Origin of the sequence: Planctomonas deserti (genome assembly GCF_003067705.1) — a bacterium.
GTDB lineage: Bacteria > Actinomycetota > Actinomycetes > Actinomycetales > Microbacteriaceae > Planctomonas > Planctomonas deserti.
In genome coordinates this window covers 73,254-91,387 of sequence record NZ_QANL01000004.1, presented here as the reverse complement: position 1 = coordinate 91,387, position 18,134 = coordinate 73,254, and the positions used below count along the sequence as shown (strand labels likewise).

The 18,134-nt window shown below is 70.6% G+C and carries 16 protein-coding genes; 9 read left to right on the top strand and 7 right to left on the bottom strand.

Going from position 1 to position 18,134, the window contains the following annotated elements:
• Positions 1–16 precede the first annotated feature (16 nt).
• On the bottom strand, positions 17–2,212 hold the full coding sequence (locus tag DAI20_RS13940) for a S9 family peptidase (protein WP_108251899.1): 2,196 nt from the start codon (positions 2,210–2,212) through the stop codon (positions 17–19).
• Between the two features lie 57 nt (positions 2,213–2,269).
• On the opposite strand from DAI20_RS13940, the gene DAI20_RS13935 reads away from it, so the two are divergent.
• A complete protein-coding gene (locus tag DAI20_RS13935) occupies positions 2,270–3,199 on the top strand; it encodes an aldo/keto reductase (RefSeq protein ID WP_108251897.1) in 930 nt (309 codons plus the stop codon).
• Between the two features lie 69 nt (positions 3,200–3,268).
• Here the strand turns inward: DAI20_RS13935 and DAI20_RS13930 are convergent, their stop codons facing one another.
• The gene (locus tag DAI20_RS13930; protein ID WP_108251895.1) at positions 3,269–4,846 is read right to left on the bottom strand and encodes an esterase/lipase family protein; all 1,578 of its coding nucleotides are present in this window, start codon (positions 4,844–4,846) and stop codon (positions 3,269–3,271) included.
• Positions 4,847–5,137: 291 nt separating this feature from the next.
• On the opposite strand from DAI20_RS13930, the gene DAI20_RS13925 reads away from it, so the two are divergent.
• Both DAI20_RS13925 and DAI20_RS13920 read left to right on the top strand, forming a co-directional pair.
• Positions 5,138–5,605 carry a GtrA family protein gene (locus DAI20_RS13925; RefSeq protein WP_108251893.1) on the top strand — a complete coding sequence of 156 codons (468 nt, stop codon included), beginning with the start codon at positions 5,138–5,140 and terminating at the stop codon, positions 5,603–5,605.
• Positions 5,606–5,725: 120 nt separating this feature from the next.
• Positions 5,726–6,181, top strand: coding sequence for a VOC family protein (locus DAI20_RS13920; RefSeq protein WP_108251891.1), 456 nt, complete (start codon positions 5,726–5,728; stop codon positions 6,179–6,181).
• Between the two features lie 67 nt (positions 6,182–6,248).
• Here DAI20_RS13920 and DAI20_RS13915 read toward each other — a convergent pair whose 3' ends face one another.
• The 3 genes from DAI20_RS13915 to DAI20_RS13905 form a co-directional block, all read right to left on the bottom strand.
• The gene (locus DAI20_RS13915) at positions 6,249–7,112 is read right to left on the bottom strand and encodes a class I SAM-dependent methyltransferase (protein WP_108251889.1); all 864 of its coding nucleotides are present in this window, start codon (positions 7,110–7,112) and stop codon (positions 6,249–6,251) included.
• A gap of 97 nt (positions 7,113–7,209) precedes the next feature.
• Complete coding sequence (locus tag DAI20_RS13910) at positions 7,210–8,196, bottom strand: arginase family protein (RefSeq protein ID WP_108252571.1); 987 nt, start codon at positions 8,194–8,196, stop codon at positions 7,210–7,212.
• Between the two features lie 241 nt (positions 8,197–8,437).
• Positions 8,438–9,832 carry an HNH endonuclease signature motif containing protein gene (locus DAI20_RS13905; protein WP_108251888.1) on the bottom strand — a complete coding sequence of 465 codons (1,395 nt, stop codon included), beginning with the start codon at positions 9,830–9,832 and terminating at the stop codon, positions 8,438–8,440.
• Positions 9,833–10,031: 199 nt separating this feature from the next.
• On the opposite strand from DAI20_RS13905, the gene DAI20_RS18590 reads away from it, so the two are divergent.
• Together DAI20_RS18590 and DAI20_RS13890 are read left to right on the top strand one after the other, a co-directional pair.
• Positions 10,032–10,754: a hypothetical protein gene (locus DAI20_RS18590; RefSeq protein WP_159085072.1), complete on the top strand. Its 723-nt coding sequence runs from the start codon at positions 10,032–10,034 to the stop codon at positions 10,752–10,754.
• Positions 10,755–10,875: 121 nt separating this feature from the next.
• The gene (locus DAI20_RS13890) at positions 10,876–12,531 is read left to right on the top strand and encodes a glycoside hydrolase family 31 protein (RefSeq protein ID WP_108251884.1); all 1,656 of its coding nucleotides are present in this window, start codon (positions 10,876–10,878) and stop codon (positions 12,529–12,531) included.
• Positions 12,532–12,584: 53 nt separating this feature from the next.
• On the opposite strand, the gene DAI20_RS18585 is transcribed toward DAI20_RS13890, so the two are convergent.
• A complete protein-coding gene (locus DAI20_RS18585; protein ID WP_159085071.1) occupies positions 12,585–12,725 on the bottom strand; it encodes a hypothetical protein in 141 nt (46 codons plus the stop codon).
• A 130-nt stretch (positions 12,726–12,855) separates the two neighbouring features.
• On the opposite strand from DAI20_RS18585, the gene DAI20_RS13885 reads away from it, so the two are divergent.
• The 3 genes from DAI20_RS13885 to DAI20_RS13875 all read left to right on the top strand — a co-directional run bounded on the left by DAI20_RS13885 (position 12,856) and on the right by DAI20_RS13875 (position 15,223).
• Positions 12,856–13,338 (top strand): hypothetical protein, encoded by a 483-nt coding sequence (locus tag DAI20_RS13885; protein ID WP_108251882.1) that lies wholly within the window; start codon positions 12,856–12,858, stop codon positions 13,336–13,338.
• Positions 13,339–13,472: 134 nt separating this feature from the next.
• The gene (locus DAI20_RS13880; protein WP_205781455.1) at positions 13,473–14,036 is read left to right on the top strand and encodes a GIY-YIG nuclease family protein; all 564 of its coding nucleotides are present in this window, start codon (positions 13,473–13,475) and stop codon (positions 14,034–14,036) included.
• A gap of 17 nt (positions 14,037–14,053) precedes the next feature.
• Positions 14,054–15,223: an epoxide hydrolase family protein gene (locus DAI20_RS13875; protein WP_108251880.1), complete on the top strand. Its 1,170-nt coding sequence runs from the start codon at positions 14,054–14,056 to the stop codon at positions 15,221–15,223.
• A gap of 104 nt (positions 15,224–15,327) precedes the next feature.
• Here the strand turns inward: DAI20_RS13875 and DAI20_RS13870 are convergent, their stop codons facing one another.
• Entirely contained in the window at positions 15,328–16,164 is an 837-nt protein-coding gene (locus DAI20_RS13870) for a spherulation-specific family 4 protein (RefSeq protein ID WP_108251878.1), read from the bottom strand.
• 552 nt (positions 16,165–16,716) lie between these two features.
• On the opposite strand from DAI20_RS13870, the gene DAI20_RS13865 reads away from it, so the two are divergent.
• Positions 16,717–17,967 (top strand): hypothetical protein, encoded by a 1,251-nt coding sequence (locus DAI20_RS13865; RefSeq protein WP_159085070.1) that lies wholly within the window; start codon positions 16,717–16,719, stop codon positions 17,965–17,967.
• Positions 17,968–18,134 lie beyond the last annotated feature (167 nt).

Genomic DNA, 18,134 nt, shown 5'->3' with positions numbered 1-18,134 from the left:
TCCAGTGCCGAGGAAATCAAGCGCGGCCGAGCACCTCGAGGAGCCAGGCGTAGTCGAACGCGACCTCCTTCCAGCGGGCGTAGCGCCCGCTGACCCCACCGTGGCCCGCGGACATCTCGGTCTTGAGCAGCGCATCCGCCCCGACCGCCCGCAGCCGGGCGACCCACTTCGCGGGCTCGACGTACAGCACCCGCGTGTCGTTCAGCGAGGTCACCGCGAGGATGCGGGGGTACGCGACGCCCTCCCGCACGTTCTCGTACGGCGAGTACGACTTCATGTACTCGTACACCTGCGGGTCGTGCAGCGGGTCGCCCCACTCGTCCCACTCGATGACGGTGAGCGGCAGCGAGGGATCGAGGATCGTGGTGAGCGCGTCGACGAATGGGACGCCCGCGAGGATGCCCGCGAAGGTCTCGGGCGCGAGGTTCGCGACGGCGCCCATGAGCAGGCCACCCGCGCTGCGCCCCTCGGCGGTCAGCGCCGACGGCTCCGTGTAGCCCTCGGCGATCAGGTGGCGGGCGACGTCCACGAAGTCCGTGAACGTGTTCCGCTTCGTGAGCGTCTTCCCGTCCTCGTACCAGGCGCGGCCCATCTCCCCGCCGCCGCGCACGTGCGCGACCGCGAAGACGACGCCACGGTCGAGCAGCGACAGCCGGGGGATGGAGAAGTACGGGTCGATGCTCACCTCGTAGGATCCGTACCCGTAGAGGTGCAGCGGTGCCGGTGAGGAGAAGCCGGCGGGCACCGCATCGCGGCGCCACACCATCGATACCGGGATGCGGGTGCCGTCCGCGGCGGTCGCCCACTCGCGCCGCTGCTCGTAGTCGGCGGGGTCGTACCCGCCGAGCACGGGCTGGCGCTTCAGGACGCGGAGCTCGCCGGACGCGACGTCGAGGTCGTAGACGGCGGAGGGCGTGACCATGGACGTGTAGCCGAGCCGCACCGTCGGCTGGGTCCACTCGGGATTGCCGCCGGGGGAGACGTCGAAGAGCTCCTCGTCGAAGCCGATCTCGCTCGGCTCGCCGATGCCGTCGGTCGTTAGGGGCAGGACCGCGACCCGGCTCAGGGCGTCGCGGCGGAAGGAGAGCACGAGGTGCGTGGCGAATGCGCCGACGCTCTCGTACCGGGTGTCCTCGCGGGCGGGCAGCACGACCCGGCGGCCGTCCGCACCGGCGGGGTCGGCGAGCGGCACGTCGAGCAGCTCGAAGCCGGGCGCGCCCTCGTTGTGCAGGATCAACAGGCGGTCCTCGCCCGCGACGACGGCGTGCTCGACCTCGTACTCGACGCCCTCGCGGCGCGGCCACACCACGCGGAACTCGCCCGTCGGATCGTCCGCAGCGAGGAGGTGCGCCTCGCTCGTGATCTTGGATCCGACGCTGATCTCCAGGAACCGCCGGCTGCGGGTCAGGCCAACGCCGATCCAGTACCGCTCGTCGGGCTCGGTGAAGACGGCGACGTCGGCGGCCGGATCGCCCGTGGCGCCGCGGGGCGCCGGCGCGTCGCCGACCCGGTGCCGCCAGATGGTGTCGGGCCGCCAGGCGTCGTCGACCGTGGGATAGAAGAGGTAGGCCGCGTCGGGGGAGAAGACCGCCCCGGGGAACGTCTCCGGGATCTCGTCGACGAGGTCGGCGCCGGTCACGAGATCCCGCACGCGCAGGGTGTACCGCTCGTCGCCGACGGTGTCCACGGCCCACGCCAGGAGGCGGCCGTCCGTGCTCACGTCGAAGCTGCCGAGCGAGAAGAAGTCGTGGCCCTCCGCCTCGACGTTGCCGTCGAGCAGCACGACCTCGCCCGGGATCGGCTCGTCGCCGATGGTGGGCGGCCTCCAGTCGCCCGGCTCGGCGGGCACCCGGCAGTGCCGGGCGTACTGCTGGCCCTCGATCGTGCGGCTGAAGTACCACCAGTCGCCCTCGCGCACCGGCACCGAGAGGTCCGTCTCCTGGGTGCGGGCGCTGATCTCGTCGTAGATGCGCGAGCGCAGCGGCGCGAGCGACGCCGTCCGCGCGTCGGTATACGCGTTCTCCGCCTCGAGGTGGGCGATCACCTCGGGATCCTCCTTCGCCCGCAGCCACTCGTAGTCGTCCACGAACACGTCGCCGTGGTGCACGCGCTCGCTGGGGACGCGTCGCGCGACGGGAGCGGAGGGTGCGGCGGCGGGGGAGTCGGTGATGCGATCTGCGGCGGAATCGGTGGTGAGCTGCTCGGAGGCCATGCGCTTCAGCCTAGGACGAGCCGCGCACGGCTCCGGTGAGCGGCGTAAGGAGGAACCATGAAGACTCTCTCCCTCCCCGGCGTCGACCTGCCCGCGTCGAACATCATCCTCGGCCTCATGCGCATCCAGGAGCTGAGCGATGACGAGATCCGCGACCTCGTCGCCGCAGCGCGGGACTCCGGCATCAACTTCTTCGACCACGCGGACATCTACGGCTCGAGCCGCCACGGCTGCGAGACCCGCTTCGGCAAGGCGATCACGTTCTCGGGCTCCGAGCGCGAGCAGGTGTACATCCAGAGCAAGGTCGGCATCCGCGACGGCTACTTCGACTTCTCGAAGGAGCACATCCTCTCCTCCGTCGACGAGTCCCTCTCCGCGCTGAACACCGACTACCTCGACATCCTGCTGCTGCACCGCCCCGACACCCTCATGGAGCCCGACGAGGTCGCCGAGGCGTTCGACCAGCTCGAGTCGGCCGGCAAGGTGCGGCACTTCGGGGTCTCGAACCAGACGCCCGGGCAGATCGAGCTGCTGAAGCGGTCGGTGAAGCAGCCGCTGCTCGTGAACCAGGTGCAGCTCAGCATCACGCACGCCCCGCTCATCGCCCAGGGGATCGGCATCAACATGGCCGCGCTCGACCAGTCAATCGACCGCGACAACGGGCTCCTCGACTACTCGCGGCTGAACGACATGACCCTGCAGGCGTGGTCGCCCTTCCAGAAGGGCTTCTTCGACGGCGTGTTCGTGGGCGACCGCGAGAACCTGCCCGAGCTCAACGACCTCCTCGACCAGCTCGCGGAGAAGTACGACGTGACGCCGATCGGCATCGCGGTCGCCTGGATCACGCGACACCCCGCGAACATCCAGGTCGTGCTCGGCACGACGAAGCCCGAACGCGTGCGCGAGTCCGCGGCCGGTTCCGAGATCCCGCTCACCCGGGAGGAGTGGTACGGGCTCTTCCGCGCGGCGGGTCACACCGTTCCGTAGGGCCCGCTCAGTCCTCGGCGGTCAGTGATCAGCGATCAGTGGTCAGCGTTCACTGGTGGCTGCCACCGGTCACTGGTCGCTGCTGCGCGGCGTCACCGTGATGCGCAGACGGGCGTCCTCGCCCATCAGGGGGCGGGCCACCGGGGGCACGCGGATCTCGCCGCACCAGCGCTGGCGGGTCTCGTCGAGATCCGCCAGCGCGTCCTGCTCGGTCGGGGTCCAGCTGCGGACCGCGCCGCTGACCGTGCTGGACCACGCGGCCCAGGCGCGAGGCAGCCGGTCGTCGTCGCCGGGCTCGATGTCGACGAGGAGCACGTCGTGCCAGTCCTCGGTCTGCTCCAGGTGGTCGGCGAACAGGAAGCGCCCGTTCACGTCGCGGATCGACAGCAGCCGCAGCCGTAGCGCGTGCCGGAGCGTGGGGCACGGCTCGCCCGCCGTCATCGGCCGCGGCGCCGACGACGAGAGGAACGTCGTGAAGAGCGGCTTCGGCGTGTCCACGCTGTCGTGCTGCACGCGGCGCTCGACGAGCACGGGGCAATAATGCTCGGCGCTCTGCTCGTGCACGAGCACCGGGAGGCCCCGGATCGCGAGTCCGACGTCCAGTTGGAACTCGACCTCCTCTTCCTCGTCCCGTCCGACGTCAAGGCCGAGAATCTCCACCCGCACCTCGAGGTCGCCGAATAGGAAACGCTGCAGGTTCTGGTAGCCCTCCTCCGAGTTGACGATGCCGTAGCGGCCGCCGTGGCTGCGGTGCACCACGGCGCGGTGGGCATCCTTCACGGAAGCGCACTCGATCTGCACGAGCCCGTCGCTGCGGGCGCCCACCGCCTTCGCCGGGATGCCGAAGCCGATGTCGAAGTCGCGGGAGTTCGATCCGACGAGGCAGAACAGGCGCCGGGTGGGGAAGCTGTCGGCGGGGATCACCGTCGGGTCGAAGTCGTCCGGCGCGCGCGACTCGCGGGATGCGCCGGGGGTGAGGTACTGGTACATCCGGTCGTGCCCGAAGACGTCCGCCCCCTGGAACCCCGTCAGGTCGCGCAGGTGCTCGAGCAGGCCGTAGCCCACGGCGAACGCGATGCCGCCGTGCGGCGAGGCGTAGGTGAAGATGCGGGAGACGTAGCGGGTGGCGGCCGCCGGGTCGAGCCAGCCCTCCTCCTCTGCCACCCGCTCGGGCAGCACCCGTTGCACGGCGCAGCGCGCGATGAGCCCGCCCATCGAGTGCGCGACGAGGAACACCCGCGGAGCACCGGTGCGGTCCAGCACGAGCCGGATCAGCGTCACGAGATCGCCGGCGGCGCGCTCGAGCGAGAACGCGGCCGGATCCTCGGCCAGGGTCGTCGCGGCGATGTCGTAGAAGCGGTGGATCCACACCGTCGCGGCAGCAACGGAGCCCGACGGGGCGCTCTCGAGGTAGAGCCGCTGGTCCCCGTACACCGGCACCTGATACCGGTGGTCGCTCATCAGCCGCAGCAGCGGGGACTCGAACTGGTGGAAGCGCGGCTCGCCGTGGCCGTCCGCGCGCACGTGCACCGAGCCCGAGCTGAACCCGTAGAACGGGTCGTCGACCGCCTCGTTGATGGCGTGCGCGCCCGCCGCGAATCCGCGAACGTAGATGATCGGCAGCCGGCCGTCGCCCTGATACGTCATCGCTGCATCCGTCCCCGGATCAGGTGCCGCGTCACCGCTTCGTGTCGCGCGTCGCCCTGTGGTCGCGAGGTGCCTGTATCTCGAGGTGCCGGACCGGCCCCGGTCGGGCGAGCGGGGTGAGGAACGCAACGGTAGCGCCCGCTCGTGTCCCGCGGCAATGGGCGGCGGTCGCGAGCGCCACGCGCCGTTCCGCCCGCGTTCAGGAGCGGCGGCTAAGGTGATTCGTCGCGTCCGGTCGCGGCGCAGGATTTTCGGGGTCGCACGGCTCCGACCGAGCCCCGGGGGACACCCATGGACGAGCAGACGAGAGCGGGCGTTCCCGGCGAGGAGCCCCGCAGGCCGGGGATCCTGCTCCGCCTCATCCGCGACGAGCGCATCGCGTTCCTGCTCGTCGGTGCCTTCAACACCGTCGTCGGCACGGCCTGGTTCGCCCTGTTCTACCTGCTCTGGGGCGACTCGATCCCGTACCCGGCCGTGCTCGTGATCGCGTGGGCCGTGCAGATGCCCATCTCCTTCACGCTGCACCGCAAGGCGGTGTTCAAGGTGAGCGGCAACGTGTGGCCGGATCTCGGCAGGTACACGCTGGTGAACCTGACCCCGCTCTTCGCCAACCTGATCCTGCTGCCGCTCGTCGTGGAGACGTCCGGGCTCGACCCGATCGTGTCGCAGATCCTCGTGACGATCGTGATCACCATCGCGACCTACGTCGGGCACAAGACGTTCTCCTTCCGGCGGCCCCGCCCGGAGGCCTCCCGCTAAGGGTTCGCGTCGCCGGCCCGCGCGCTGGTACTTGCGTTGGTGCTTGACCGCGCCGCGCGCCCCTCGCCACCATGGGGAGGGCCGCGCCGACGCGGCCCTTCTCAGGATGCGAGGACACCGATGTCTGCACCGTCGCCGCTGCGCGGGATCGCACAGCTCAACATCTCGGCCGACGACGTGGGGGAGGCCCGCGACTGGTACGCGCGGTTCCTCGGCGTCGACCCGTACTTCCAGCGGCCGGACGCGGAGAACCCCGCCTACGTCGAGTTCCGGCTGGGCGACCATGGCGACGAGTTCGGGATCATCGACCGCAGCTACCTCCCCTCGACCTCGCCGATCGAGCCGGGCGGGGCGATCGCCCGCTGGCACGTGGACGACATCGTGGCGACGGTCGACCGCCTGAAGGAGCTCGGCGCGCGCGAGTACGAGCCGGTGATGGAGCGCGGCGAGGGCTTCGTGACGGCCTCCGTCGTCGATCCCTTCGGCAACGTCCTCGGGCTCATCCACAGCCCGCACTACCTGGAGTCGCTGGCGGCGGCGACCCGCCGGGCGCCTGAGCACGGAACAGCGCTGTAGCGCGCGACCGCCGTCCCGTGCTGCGGCACCCCGACCACCGCCAAGTGCTGCAGTGCTCGACCGCCGTCTATCGAGGCTTGCGCCACACGTCGGCGTCGACGGGCCGCATCTCCTCGGCGAAGACGCCGCCGGGACTCGTCTCGGCGAGCAGGGTGCGCAGGGCCGCGGTGAACGCCGGAAGCCCGTCGCCGAACAGGTGCGGAGCGGAGCTGGACAGCGAGAGGACCGCGGCAACGATGTCGTCCGCGCCGCGTTCGATGATGCGGCCCGGCGCGGTCACGCGCGTCACGTCGAGGAACCCGGCCGCCCGGTAGACCGTTTCCTCGTCCCCTCCCGCGGTTCCCGTGGGCAGGAAGCCGCGCCCCGCCCGTCGCACGGGTCCAAGGTGGCGGCGCACCAGGTCCGCTATCGCCTCCCAGGGCGGGCGAGGATGCGCGAGTGCCGCGTCGCCCTCGACGCCCATGTGCGTCGTCGCGTGAACGTGCACGAGCGCGCCGTCGTCGTCGAGCATCCCGTGGGCGAGGGCGGCGACCCGGGGACGGTCCATCCAGTGGAACGACTGGGCGAGGGTGACGGTGCGTACGGGACGGAAGTTTTCGGGTGTCAGGTCCTCGGCGCGAGCGTGCCGCCACTCGGCGTTCTCGACGCCCGCGTTGCGGGCGATCCTGGCGGCCTCGGCCAGCATGTCGGCGTCGGCATCCACACCGATCACCCGGGCGAAGTGGGGCGCGAGGGGGAGCGTGAGGGAGCCGGGCCCACAGCCGATGTCGACGAGGAGCCCGGACCCGTTGAGGCCGAGCTCAGCGGCCAGCGCGGCGATGAGCTCGGGCGGGTAGGCGGCCCGACCGGTCGCGTAGTAGGCCGCGCTACCGGCGTAGAGCGACGGATCCCAGGACCAGCCGGCCGCGGTCTCGCCCGGTCGTGGGGACATCAGCGGGCCTCCTCCGGTCGGGTCGACGGGAGCCTACGCCGGGCTCAGCCGCGTGGTGCAAGCGCGGTGGGGCGGCAGGGCGTTGGGGGCGGCAGCTCTAATGGTCGACCTCTGTGCCCAACTTCTGTAGGCCCTCCGCGAGCACCCGCGCGAGCAGTGCCGCATGGCGGCCGTCCGGGTCGAGGTCCGGATCGAAGACCGTCACGGATGCGCCGACGGCCCCGGGCGCGAGCGCGGCGAGGAGGTCGACGAGCTGATCCGGGTCAAGGCCGCCGGGATCGGGGCTGTCGACGGCGGGCATCCACACCGGGTCCAGGATGTCGACGTCCAGCTGAAGCCAGTAGCCGCGGTTGCCTGCGCTGTCTGCGCTGTCTGCGCTGTCCGCCGCGGCTGCGCCGTCTGCCGCGGCTGCGCCAGCTGCGCCGGTTGCTGTCGCGACAGCGGCGACGTCAGCCGCCGCCGACCGCATGCCTCGGCGCACCGCCTCGCGCGCCGGCACGACGAGTCCAAGCACCGATGATGCCTCGGCCAGCTCCTCGTCGTCCTCCCTGCAGCCGAGGTGGGCGACCCGCGGGGCGGGGAAGTACGGGCCGAGGCCATCGATGTCGGCGATCGCCGGCCAGTGCAGACCGATGGCGGCGGCGAGGTCTTCGCCGGCGACGCTCGCGCACCTGTCGCTGTTGCCCGGATGGCGGAAGTCGGTATGCCCGTCCAGGTGCACGAGCCCCGCACGCGGAACCGTGCCGGTGAGCGCGACGCCGACGCCGAGGAGCAGGCTGCAATCGCCGCCCAGCACGAGAGGCGCATCGCCCCGATCGAGGATCGCCCGGACCCGCGCCGCGAGTCGTCGGGTGTGGTCGATTATCGCGACCTCGTTGCGCACGTGACCCGCCGCGCGCGTTGCGTCGTCGTCCACGTATCGGCCGGGGAGCACGACGCCCGCGTCCGTCGCTCCCGTCGCCGCGAGCAAGTCGTAGAGCCCCGCGGCCCGAAGCGCCTCGGGCGCCTTCGAGGTGCCGGGCACCCCGCCGGGCTCGGGCGGCCGCAACCCAAGGTTCGTCGGCGCGGACACGATCGCGATCACCACCCCAGCCTGACACCGACCCCCGACGGGTGGAGCGGTGACGTAGCGACAGGCCTACCCACACGGTCCCTGAGCCGGTCGGAGGGGCGGGCCCGTCGGTCCCTGAACCTGTCGAAGGAATCAGCTCACACGGTTCGCGCGCCCGTCGAAGGGACGAGCCCACACGGTCCCTGAGCCTGTCGAAGGGACGTGACCGAACCGGCTTGTGTCCCTTCGACAAGCTCAGGGACCGTGGTGGACCTCAGCGACCGTGATGGTGGTGGCCGCTCACTCGGGTGGCGAGTGCGGTTCGGCTCTTCGTCGCGGGGCGCCATCGGCGGGTGTGGTCGAGCCAGGGCGGCGCTTGTACCTCGGGTGCTCCGGCGCGCATGCGGATCGCCCAGCCCGAGGTGTCGATGGTGCGGTGGTGGAACCAGCACAGGAGGACGCCGTTGTCCGGATGGGTTGGTCCACCCTCCGCGGCGGGGATCACGTGGTGGACCTCGCACCAGCCTGCGGGGATCGAGCAACCGGGGATCAGGCAGCCGCCGTCACGGGCGGTGATCGCCCGGCGCTGCGGTGCGGTGAAGCATCGCTCCGCCGAGCCCAGCTTGAGGATCCGCCCGTTCTTGCCGATCAGTACCTTCTGCGTGCCCCCGCTGCACACCAGCTGCTGCACCGTGGTGGGCGACAGGGGCGACTCGACCCCGTCCGCGTATCCGGCGCCGCCGCTGTCCAAGTCCTCCGCGCGCACCGTCACGAGCACGGTCGGTGCGGCGCCACCGACGGTCGGCGTGTCGCCGCTGCGGGCCATGGCGTCGAGGACGCCGATCAGGATGTCGTGCCTCTGCTGATCCTTTGACCGGGGATCTTTGACCGCGTCCTTGTCAACGAGTTCCTCGTCATTGAGGAAGGCGGGCGCCGTGGTCGGGGTGAGGTACGCGTCGAAGAGCCGCTTCACCCGACCCGCCGCCTCCGGCAGCAACCCGCCCGAGACGGGTACCAGCCCGTTGCGCTCGGGGCCGAGGCGGAAGCCGCGCTTGGCCATCGCGTGGGCCTCGTCGGGCTCGAGTCCGTCGGGGTCGAGCGTGGCGCGCCAGACCGATGCTTGGATGCGTATCTCGTCCGCCGACGCGGGAACGCTGCTGTCCGGGCTCGTCCCGGTCGCCGCGGCCACGAGCTCCATCTCCGCGGCGTCAAGGGCGTCCGGGTGCACCCGGTCCTGCAGCGGCGCAAGGTTCTTGGTGAGGGCGACCGCGGCGTCGATGCCGAGCTCGCCAGTCTCGAGGGCGGCGCGGACGTGGTCGAACGTGGCCGGCATCCGTGCACCCGAGATGGACGTGCCGCGTCGCGTCAGTGCGGCCAGCCCGATGCGGGATGCGCCCGTGGCGCCAGAGATCTGGGTGAGCCGCTGCAGGAGTTCGTTCGCCGAGCGGCAGCCCTTCCGGGCGGCGAGACCGGCCGGTCCGTCCTCCGTGCGGGACCGCGCTGCGATCTCCCCCGCAGCAGTCACGCGGAGCGCGTCGGCGTATCGCCCGAGCGCCTCGATCTGCCGGGTAAGACCGAGCAGAGTCTCGTCGTTGAACCCGCCCAGCGACACCACGGGAACCGCGGTCGAGACCGCCTCCGTTAGCTCCGCCAAGGTCGGGCTGTTCATGCGTCTATGGTCTCACCGACCACCGACATTCCAATGCTGACCTGGACATTTGTGGATAAGTAGCGTGAGAAGGATGGTGTGGAGGGGGGCCGTCACGAGGCGCTGTTACGCCCCTTCGACAGGCTCAGGGACCGTATGTGTTGCGTCCCTGCAACGAGCTCCGGGACCGCGGGGAGAGGCGCCCCGATAGTGTTCGTCCATGAGGGACTTCCGACTCCTACTGGCGGTGAGCGCGGCCGCGATTCTGGTCGCGGTGGCCGGTTGTGCTTCCCCCGCAGGATCAGGGGACGGCATCACCCCGCAGGCCGCGCCGGCGCAGCCCGACACGCGCACCGATCCCGACCCCGTCGACACGGCGGACGGTGAGGACGAGCCAGCCGATTCCGGATGCGATTGGCTGTCATCCGAGCAGATCGAGGCGGGGGACCAGGCGGCGGCGAGCGGCGAGTTCGTCGACTGGGTGGACTACCAGACGCGATTCGGCGCCTTCGCCGAATCCCTGCGCGTGGCCTATCCAGACGACTACTCGACGGCGCGGGTCGAGCCCGCCTGCCTCCGCGGCTTCATCTCGTTCAAGGACGAGATACCGCTCGAACTGCTGGGAGGCGACATCGCCGTGGAGGACGTCACCTTCACCGGCAACGTCGGCCTCTCGGAGAAGGACATCGAGAATCGCATGTCGCAGATCTCGGACATCGCCCAGGCGGAGCTGTCCAACGGATTGAGCACCGGCGGCTACGACCACGGGGCCAACGCGTTCCAACTGGATTACGTCAACCGGGTGGGCGGACCTCCGCCGCCAACGGAGGCGCAGCTCGACGCGCTGCGGGCTCGGTTGGCCGAGGAGGTCGACCTGCCGGACGGGATCCGCGTCCTGGTGAACTACGACCCGACCCCTACCGAGGCGACCATCGAGTTCTGACCCGGCACCGCCTGCCCTCGATCGGCTCCCGCACGTGCCGCGACCCCGATCGTCCCGGCGCTTCGGGATCCGTAAGATCCGGAAGACTCGGGGGAGGCCTCCGGTCAGCAAGGACATGCGCATGAGTTCTTCCGTATCCAGCACCGCATCCGCGCCTCAGTGGCGGCAGGAGGCGGCGGCAGACGTGCTCGAGGTCGCACTCCTGCCCGAGGAGCGGTGGTGGGGAGGAGCGGTGGACGACGGCGTTCACATGCCGTTCGGCGAGCGCCCCTTCACCCGCGCTCTCGGCGCCGGAAGTCTCGACACCCCGGACGCTCCGGATGCCGAAGCCGCCCGCCGAGCGCTCTCGAGCAACCAGAGCGCTCCGCTTCTCCTGTCGAACGCAGGTCGCATCGTCTGGTCGGACGAGGCATTCACGTTCTCCTTCGACGACGGGATGCTGCGGGTAAGGGGACGCCACGTCGTCCTCGGCCGCGGCGGAACCTCGCTCCGCGATGCGTTCCGCTCCGCATCCGCCCGGTTTTTTCCCCCCTCCGGCCGCACCCCCGCCCACGAGCTCTTCGCCGGCCCGCAGTACAACACGTGGATCGAGCAGCCCTACACGCCGACTCAGGACGGGGTGCTGCGTTACGTCCGCGGCCTGCTCGACGCCGGCCTTCCGCCTGGCGTGGTGATGATCGACGACGCGTGGTCGCCGGACTACGGCACCTGGCGCTTCGACGAGTCGCGCTTCCCCGACCCCGCGGCCATGGCGGCGCAACTGCACGAGTGGGGGTGCTCGCTGATGCTGTGGCTGGTTCCGTTCGTCAGCCCGGACTCCGCGGCGTTCCGGGAACTCGAGTCGCGCGGCCTCCTCCTGCGGGACCGGACGGGTGACACCGCCATCCGGCGCTGGTGGAACGGATTCAGCGCGGTCCTCGACCTGTCGAATCCCGACGCCATCGAGTGGCTGACCACTGAACTCGACCTCCTCGTCACGGAGGCAGGCGTCGACGGGTTCAAGTTCGACGGCGCCGACCTACGCGACTTCCGGGATGACGACCGAACGGCCCGCCCCCTCTCACCGGGAGAGATGAGCGAGCAGTGGGCCAGGCTCGGACTCCGGTACCCCTTCAACGAGTTCCGCGCCTGCTGGCGGATGGGTGGACAGCCGCTCGCCCAGCGGCTGCACGACAAGCGCCCGGACTGGAGCCGCTCGGGGATCGAGAGCCTCATTCCCGAGATGATCGCGCAGGGCCTCATCGGGCACGCGTTCGGCTGCCCGGACATGATCGGTGGCGGAGAGATCGACGCGATGCGGGGCACGGCCGCCATCGACCAGGAGTTCTTCGTGCGGTATGCACAGGTCGCCGCGCTCGCACCGATGATGCAGTTCTCGGTCTCGCCGTCGCGGGTCCTGGACGAAGCGCACCTCGCCGCGGTGCTCGACGCGCTGGAGGTGCGCCGGAGTCTCCTCCCGCGCATCCTCGCTCTGGTCGGGGAAGCCGCACGGACGGGCGAGCCAGTCCTGCGCCCCATGGCGTACCACGCGGGCGGTGCCGACGACGTGATCGACCAGTTCTTCCTGGGACACGACCTCGTCGTCGCGCCGGTCGTCACGAGGGGTGCCACGGAGCGCAGCGTCGTCCTGCCACCGGGTACGTGGCGGGCGGATGACGGGACCCTCTTCACGGGGCCGGGCGTGGTCACCGTCAAGTGCGGCCTCAGCCGCATCCCGCGGTTCGAGCGCATTGACGATCACGTCACGGCTGATGCGGGCGCCGAAACCGGGGTGTGACTCGAGGCCTGCGGCAGCGTCGTTGGGCGGGTGCCTAGGGCTTGGGCATTCGGTCAGCCCTGGACGCCGGACGAGTCGATGCCGTTCTGACCGCCGACGTACAGGGTCGGCCCGGCGGAAGCGATCATCCCCTGAGCGAAGGCGGCACTGCGAGGGAGCGCCGGGGGATCCACCGGTGTCGGTCGCGTGCTCATGTGCTCATCCCTTCCGTCGTCTGCTGCAGCGAGTATCGCCGACCACCCCGTTCTGGGGAGGGGGCCGGCGGACCTTCTGCGGCTACGGTCGTCGCGTGAGGCGAGGGATGGGATGCGAGGGTCAGGGCGGATGAAGACGGACCTGCAGCGCCGGCAGCTGGCCTGGTATCCGCCCACCTGCTGCGCCGCGGTCGGCTGGGGCTCGGTCACCGGCGGCGTCGTCACGATCGTGCTCTGGGCGACGTGGTTCAGCGGCTTCTCCTCGATCGACGGGGCGATGTTCCTCCTCCTGCTCTCACTGGTGGGCAGCCTTATCGGCATGGTGGTGGGCCTTCTCGCTGTCACCGTCGCGACGGCGATTCGCGCGATCGTCCGGCGCTGGGCAGCGAATCGCGCTGTCCAGGCGGCCGCCGGCGCGATCGCCCTCCTCTTCAGCGCCCTCGCCGGGGGCGTGATCGTTCTGCTGCCCTTCGCCTCCGACGGCGCCGGAGTTGCGCACGGGGTGGTCGTGTTCATGTCGCTGCTGGGTGCAGTGGGGTACTACCTCCGTGTCACGGAGCGAATTCCCTGGTGGTCCCGTCCGATCGCGGATCTCGATCGGCCGCCCCGCTGAACAGTCGGCCATCCGCACGACCAGCAGCCGCATACCTCCCGTCCGTCGCCGTTCACGAAGGTGGAACAGGAAGCACGGAGGTGGCGGCGGGGTGACGCGGGCGGGTGTCGGTGGCGGGCGGTAGCGTGCCCCGCATGAGGGCATCCTGCGGCATCGTCTCGGACGGCGGCGCGTCGTGCGCCGAGCCCGTTGATGCCGACGCGCCGCTCAACCTCTGCACGACGCATCTCCTCGCGGCCCACGACGCGGTCGCGGCCGAGGTCGGCGTCACCGACGTGCTGCCGTCGCCGTGCCTCGCCTGCGGCTCCCGGCTGGGAGTGCGGTACCCGTCCGGCTGGCTGTGCGGCATCTGCGAGTGGAAGGTCGGCGACGTCCCGGACGACGACCTGTCCTGCCGGCGCGTCGACGTCGTGTACTACATCCGGTACGGCGACAGGATCAAGATCGGCACCTCCGGCAACCCGCGGTCCCGGCTCGGGAGCCAGCGGTTCCATGAACTGCTGGCGTTCGAGCGCGGTGATCGACTCGTCGAGCAACGCCGTCACGCACAGTTCGCGGCCTACCGCATCCTGCGCACCGAGTGGTTCGAGGCCCACGACGAACTCCTGCGACACATCGAGGTGCTCAGCGCCGGCGTCGACGACCCGTGGGCCCGGTACGCCCGCTGGGTCAGCGAGCAGCTCGCCCTTCGCGGCTAGGCGGTAGCCTGACGGCCATGTCGGATGACGCGATCCGCCCCGAACCGTTCGCCCCGCGTGCGACGCGCGCCGAGCTCGAGGATCTCCGCGCGCGACTGCGTGCGACCCGCTGGCCGGACGCCCCGGACGATGCCGGCTGGTCGCTCGGCGTCGACACGGACTACCTCCGCGAACTCGTGACGTACTGGGCGGACGGGTTCGACTGGTCCGCACAGGAGGAGGCCCTCAACAGCATGCCCCGCTTCAGGCTCCCGATCCGCGGGCTGGGCATCCACTTCGTGCACGCGCGTGCCGCTTCCCGGGGAGCATCCGCCCCTCTGCCGCTCGTGCTCTCCCACGGCTGGCCGGACTCGTTCTGGCGCTACTCGAAAGTGCTGCCGCTCCTCACCGATCCCGGGGCGCACGGTGCGGATCCGGCCGACGCCTTCGATGTGGTCGTGCCGGACATGCCCGGGTACGGCTACTCCGACCGGCCCGCGGGCCAGCCGCTCGACTCGATCGCGGTCGCGTCGATGTGGGCGGAGCTCATGTGCGCGCTCGGCTACGAGCGGTTCGGCGCCGCGGGCGGGGACATCGGCAGCCACGTCAGCCGCTACCTGGCTCTGAACTCGCCGGATCGGGTGGTGGCCGTCCATCGCACGGATGCCGGGGTGCCGGTGTTCGGCGGCGACCGGGCGGAGTTGACGCCCGAGGAGCGGGACTGGATGGACGGAGCCGCAGGCTGGGGGGCCAGGGAGGGTGCCTATGCGGCCATGCACCGCACCAAGCCCCAGACCGCCGCGGTCGGACTCACCGACTCCCCGGCCGGGCTGGCGGCGTGGATCGTCGAGAAGATGCGCGCCTGGAGCGACTGCGACGGCGACATCGAGCGGTCGTTCACGAAGGACGAGATCCTTACGAACGTGACGATCTACTGGCTCACCGGAACGATCGGGTCGTCGATGCGCATGTACAACGCCAACGGCGCCATCCCCGCCGATCAGCTCGCTCGACGCGTCGAGGTGCCGTCCGGATTCGCGCTGTTCCCGGCCGACATCGTGCGCCCGCCCCGCGCGTGGCTCGACCGCACGGCCAACACGGTGCACCTGACGGAGCCCGCGCGCGGTGGTCACTTCGCCGCGTTCGAGGAGCCCGAGCTCTATGCGGAGGAGCTGCGCGAGTTCTTCCGTCCCTATCGCGACTCCTGACGGTCGCTACTCCTGACGGTCGCGAGTCCCGCTTCCGCGGACCTGACGGGCATGGCGCCGGCGGGGCGCCGCCGCCCCGGCGCCCAGTAGTAGCCCCGTGGCCGCTACTTCAGCCGCCAGGACCTGGGCACCTCGTTCCACAGCTGGTCCGGGCTGCTGCCCGTCTCGTCGGTGATGTAGACGTAGCCCGCGTGGCGTGCCCGGCTCGCCTCCGCCACCTCCCGCTCGTTCGTCACCCCGTGCACGAGGTGCGCGATGCGGTAGGCGTGCGCACGGTTCGTGCCGGGGTAGACCCAGTCGGGCGGGGTCCAGGACAGGTACCGGCTCTCCCCGGCCTCCTGCACCACGAGCACATCCACCGCGTCGAACGCCCAATCGCCGTGGGACCCGGACACGTCGCGCGGGTTGCCCACGATCGTCTGCTGCGTCCTCTTCCGCACCTCGGCCTTGATCCCCGCGTGGTACTGCTCGACCGTCGTGTAGTGGGTGAAGAAGCCGCGACGCTCGACGGCTCGGTCCTGCGCGTCGAGGTTCATCTCGTCGAGGAACACCCCGGCCATCTTCGGGTACCACGACCGGTAGGCGTCGATCTGCTCGACGACGTTCTTCGTGCGCCGGCCCAGCATCCACGCGTAGGTCGGACGCAGCGGAACGGTGCCCCTCCGCGTCCGGATGTAGCCGATGACCTTGAGACCGCGCGCTCGGCAGTCGTCGATCGCGTGCACGTAGTTGACGTCCCGCCCGCTGCCGGGGCCGGAGTTGGGGTTGATGACGATGAGGGAATCCGGCCGCGCGTTGTCCACCATGCGCTGCCACCGGCTGTTCTGGTGGGTGAAGTCCGGGTAGAAGAACGCGGGGATGAGATTCCGCTGCTCCGTTTCGGCGAGCGGCGGGATCGGATCCGCGCCCTGCAGTCGTTCACGTTGGCCGGAGTCGACCATGACGTCCTCCCATGCTTCGGATGTTGGCGCTATCGGTACGGGCGGCCGGACGCACCGAGAGGTGCGCGACCGCCGCGAGGGTGCGGGTCACGAGCGCGGGCGCCGGGACCCTGGGGGCGGGCATGCGGGCCGCGCGCGGACGCGGGACCGTCCCGGAGGGAAGAAGCGCCATCGCTCACCGCCTCGCTCTGGGACCCGCTTCCGCGCGGGCCACGGCCGCCCTGCGACCACTCGCGGCTCGACGATGCGTCCCTGCACCTCGACGCCTGCGGTGGCTGTCCTTCCTTTCTAGAACATCCCGCGCCGATCAGCGGCTGCGATCACACCGGCTTTCGGGGCTCGGGCGCGACGAAACGCCGAGGACGGTACTGAGGCGTGCTCGGCCGCGTACTGGCGCCGGTCGACCGATCCGCACCATAGACCGAGGAAAAGCTGAGCGCTAGTCATGTTTTTCCGGGCCGGTGTTGTTTAGCATTGCCGGAAATCGGGGCCGTCAGGGGGAACGGCCCGCGATCGACCTAGTAACGCGACGGAGCGAAACAGGAGACACCCGTGACATCCCTCAGGAATGCGACCGGCATGGCGGCGATAGCCGCCCTGCTCATCGGCGGATCGATCGCCGGCCCTGCCTCACCCGCCTTTGCGGACCACACCCGCCAGCACACCTGTGATCAGGCGGGTGGTGTTTACACGGCCGGGGCGACGCCCGGCGCGGATCGGTGCGTCGTCACGACGTCAACCTCGGTGACCGGCCCGTTCGGTGCGCCGACCACCACCTTCAGCGAGCCGGTGCCGGACGGCACCTCTCCATTCTTTGTCGACACGCCGTCGATGCCGGTCGGTGCGCCGACCGTGGAGGAGGAGACGCGCGATGTGGGTGAGCCGGTGGTCGTGGAGACCGCCCGCGTGGGCACTCCCGTCGTGGAGTCCGAGGAGCGGGATGCCGGCGAAGCGGTGGCTGTTCCCGTGGTGGTCCCCGGCACGCCCGTCGTCACGACCCGAACCGAGGAAGGGACGCCAACGTCGACGCAGGCCCCCGGCTACCGGAACTGCAAGCCCGTGAACAGCGGAAAGGGCGACGGCAAGGGTGACAAGGGATCACCGAAGGTCGAGCGGTGCGAGCGAACCGTCGTCACGACCACGACGACGCCGACCACGGAGGTCACGACCGTCACCACCCCGCAGGAGCGCGTGACCACCACGACCCAGCCGCGGGAGACCGTCACCACGACCACGACGCCCAGCACCGAGGTGTTCACGTCGACCCAGCAGCAGGAGAGCTGCGTCACCACGACCCAGGCGACCCAGTTCACCCGGACGACGACGCAGAACACGACGCAGACGCGTTCCGTGTCGTACCGCCAGCGGACGATCACCACGACGACGACCAGCACGTACCGGTACATGGGCAACGGCCAGTTGGTCCTCGTGGTCTTCCCCGTGGCGGACAACCCGAGGGTGACGACCCGTACGACGGAGGCTGAGCCGCTCGTGACCAACTTCCAGCAGGCCGGTCCGCCCATTGTGACCGTCGAGACCCGTGCCGGCGACAGCATCGTGAACACCGTCTGCACGCCGATTGCTCCGGAGATCACGGTGACGGAGGGGGAGACGACCTTCGCCGAGGAGGTCGTGGTCACGCCGGCACCCCCGCAGGTCACCGAGACCCGCGAGACGCTCGACCCGATCGTCACCGAGTCCCGCGCTCCCGGCGAGCCCGTCGTCACGACGAGCACGCGTGGCACCGGCAAGACCTGCTACAACAACCCGTCGACCTCGGACCAGCGCAAGAACCGCTGCTAGGACGACGCAAGCGCTGAGGGGGTGGAGGATCTGGGCCTCCGCCCCCTCGTTCGGCGTCCGTGGTTCCCAGCCCCTGTAGTCCCTGCCCCTGTGGTCGCTGCCTCCGATCCGCTCCTGCCCAGGCAGGAGGATTGTGCCCAGCTTGAAGCTGCGCAGGATCCTTCTGC